General features: G+C 40.9%; 3 protein-coding genes. All 3 read right to left on the reverse strand.

What is annotated here, in order from left to right; translation table 11 throughout:
* Positions 1-1,335 (reverse strand): DUF87 domain-containing protein (locus tag Q0296_RS09860; protein ID WP_298040083.1); only part of this gene is annotated, 1,335 nt, incomplete at its 3' end.
* An 8-nt stretch (positions 1,336-1,343) separates the two neighbouring features.
* Positions 1,344-2,426 carry a PilZ domain-containing protein gene (locus Q0296_RS09865; protein WP_298040087.1) on the reverse strand — a complete coding sequence of 361 codons (1,083 nt, stop codon included), beginning with the start codon at positions 2,424-2,426 and terminating at the stop codon, positions 1,344-1,346.
* Between the two features lie 122 nt (positions 2,427-2,548).
* On the reverse strand, positions 2,549-3,148 hold the full coding sequence (locus Q0296_RS09870) for a peroxiredoxin (protein WP_021086863.1): 600 nt from the start codon (positions 3,146-3,148) through the stop codon (positions 2,549-2,551).
* Between the last annotated feature and the right edge of the window lie 191 nt (positions 3,149-3,339).

A 3,339-nucleotide genomic window follows, 5' to 3' on the forward strand; every position in this document is an offset into this window, starting at 1 on the left:
GAGCGGGCCTTTTAGATAGCTAAGTGCCCAGCGAGTGGAGATGACGTTTAGGCCGTCCTCGTTTATATTTTTGAGTAAGAAATTTCTTTTGGCTAAATTTGATATGAGATTTTCAAGTGAGGCTTTATCTAAGCTTGAGCCAGCGATGCCGCTTAGGCCGTCGATCACGCGGGCTTTGTCCTGCGCTGTTTGGAGGCGACCGATGAACCAAGTGCCGATGTTGCTAAGGCCTTTGTAGTCAAGATCGACTGGGTTTTGCGTGCTTAAAACGCAGCCAAGACCAAATGCACGGGCTTGTTTTAAAAGCGTGAGCATAGGCGTTTTTGACGGCGGATTTGCGTTTGGCGGGAAGAAGCCAAAAATTTCATCCATATATAGGATCGCTCTAAGTGAGCTAGTGCCCTCTGTGCCACGCATCCACGCGATGATCTCGTTTAGTAAAAGCGTGACAAAAAACATCCTCTCAGCGTCATTTAGGTGTGAGATCGTAAAGATATTGCACTTTGCTTTGCCGTTTTCGTCAAAAAGCATCTTTGAAATTTCTAGTCTAACGCCCTGCGTCCAGCCCTTAAAGCTTGGGCTTGCGATGAGTGCGTTTATCTTCATGGCAAGCTTTAGGCGCTCACTGCTTGGATAAAATGTATCTACGTCAAAAACGCCTATCTTTTTAAACGGCGGATTTGCTATGAAATTTATGAGCTCTTCGATGCTGACGTCTTTTTGCTCTTTAAATTTGCTCTCAAATATAGTGGAGATAAGCAGCTGCTCTTTTGAGCTCATATCCTCTGAACTCATGCCAATAAGCGATAGCACCGATGCTGCGAGCGAGTTTATATAGTTGCTAAAAATTTCTTCGTCACTAATATTTGGGCAGGCAAAGTCGCTAAGTAGCGCCACACCAAGGCCAGATGAGCTTTTTGGCGTGTAGATGTTAAAGCTAGCGCTATCTTTTAAAATTTTTACTCGCTCAAGGTCTTGAAAGCTCGACTCTATGCCGTTTCTCCAAAGCTCGGCCTGAGCGGTGGCAAATTCCTCTACGCTTTGACCTTTATTTGCAGCCTCTGCTTCATCGACGTATGGTAAAAAATCCTCCGCTCTCATCTGCGGAAAGGTGAGGGCTAAATTTGTGATGTCGCCCTTTGGATCGATGATGATAGAGGGGATGTTGTCTATGCAGGCCTCTTCTAAAAGTGTGATACCAAGACCTGTTTTGCCGCTACCGGTCATGCCAATGATGGCTGCATGGGTGGTTAGGTCTTTATTTTTATAAAAAAATGGCTCTTTATCTTTTAGTCCGATGTAAAAAAGTTTTAAATTCTCTTGTATGGTTTTCACTGGTTGCCTTATTCGTATAAATTTATGCGTGAGCGAAGTTCGTCAAGTGTCTCTTTGACGCGCTTTTGCGTGAAGTTTTTTATCGTTTTGTCATCATCAACTAGCTGCATGCAGTATCTGATGTAGCCCTTGTATGCTAGCTCAGTAACGAGCCTTAGCTTTAAAGATACGTTTTTTACTTCATCTGGTGAGAGCATGATGTCAAAATTTGCCTCCAACTCTTCGCCGTCTTTAAAATTTGTAGCTTGTGAGCTTAATATGCTCATGCCGCCCTCTGAGATGTCATAAAGGCTGCCAACAAGCTCGCCTTGTTCTCCTTTTAGAGAAATTTTGGTAAAGCGGTTTGGCAAGACGCGCTGGAATTTTCTCTTGTTTGCATGCATGGTCGCTGTGCGTGAGAAATTTGAAAGAGTGACGCTTTTATCGGCAATATTGTAGTCGATGATGTCGGCGCGAAGTTGCTTTGAGAAGAAGCTATTTGGCAGGATAAAGCCCTTGCCGTCTTGCTTCATGGCTAAAATTTGCATCATATCTACGCGAAATACGACGCTATCTTCTCTAACTTCTAAAATTTCTGCTTCGTATTTTATATTTAGGCCGTCGTATAAATTTAAAAACTCAGGGCGGACCTTGGCGTTTTTCATGCGTGTAAATGTGTTGATCGGATCTTCGTAGAAAAATGAGCCAGTATCGATCATCTCTTTTACTGTTGTCTCTTGATGATTTTCGGCGTTATATAAAATTTCTTTCAACCTTGAGATGGCATTTACAAAGTAGCCAACATATACTGCATCTTTGCAGGCATGACTAAAATTTAGTGTCAAATTTAAGAGCAAGAAATTTATCAGCTCGTCTTTTGCGTTTAGTTTTGGTATTAGGCTGTTTAAGTCGTCGCGAATTTGTGTGGCATTTGGTTTTTGGATGAGTAGAGCGTCAAAGATGCTCTCAAGGCAAATTTTCATCTGCTCGTGCGGCACCACAAGGGTTAATTGTCTGCAAAATTTGATGCCCTCATCTATAAATTTAGCTCTTAAACCAAGTATGCAATCCTCGCAATTTTCGACAAGTTCTTGCCTGCCCTTAAACTCCATGGGGTCTCCAAAAAAGGTTATTTATTAAAACATTGCTATCATATATAAAGTTATATTAAAAAAATATTTAAATTTGTGTAGAGAGAGAATTTCTAGGCAAAGCTGCCTAGAAATTTGAATAATTATAGTTTGCTTTCGTTGTGTGAAAGGTAGTCAGCAACACCTTCTGTGCTTGGTTTCATACCAGAATCACCTTTGTGCCAGCCAGCTGGGCAAACTTCGCCGTGCTCATTTGTAAATAGCATAGTATCTACCATTCTGATCATCTCGTCGATGTTTCTGCCAAGCGGTAGGTCGTTTATAACTGCGTGGCGAACTGTGCCGTCTTTGTCAAGTAGGAATGAACCGCGAAGTGCTACGCCAGCGTCTTCTAGAAGTACGTCAAAGCCGCGAGCGATTGATTTTGTCATGTCAGCTACGATTGGGAAGCGAACTTTGCCGATACCGCCTTTATTTACTGGAGTCTCTTTCCATGCAAAGTGTGAGAACTGGTTGTCGCAAGAAACCGCGATAACTTCGATACCGCGTGACTTGAACTCGTCATATCTTTTATCAAACGCGATGATCTCGCTTGGGCAAACAAATGTAAAGTCCATTGGGTAGAAAAATACAACAGCGCCCTTTTCGCCGATGTTTTTGTAAAGGTTGAAATCATTTACAATTTGATTGTTTCCTAAAACTGCTGCAGCTGTAAAGTCAGGTGCTTTTTTTGTTACTAACATATTTTCTCCTTAATAATAAATTTTATTGATTGCGAAATTATATCCATAAAAATTTAAATTCTAATTAAATAGATCTAGAAATTTTAAACAGTGTAATTTTAATATGCATTTGAAAATGAATGGAAATTTTTAAAAAATTATAGAAGATGTTGTAGAAATTTTATTAAATTTAGAGTTTTGGGTGCAGAAAT

The organism is uncultured Campylobacter sp. (assembly GCF_937890585.1).
GTDB lineage: Bacteria > Campylobacterota > Campylobacteria > Campylobacterales > Campylobacteraceae > Campylobacter_A.

Coding starts and splice junctions, on each gene's coding strand:
- Q0296_RS09865 (WP_298040087.1), bottom strand. CDS start 2,426: ATGGAGTTTAAGGGCAGGCAAGAACTTGTCGAAAATTGCGAGGATTGC.
- Q0296_RS09870 (WP_021086863.1), bottom strand. CDS start 3,148: ATGTTAGTAACAAAAAAAGCACCTGACTTTACAGCTGCAGCAGTTTTA.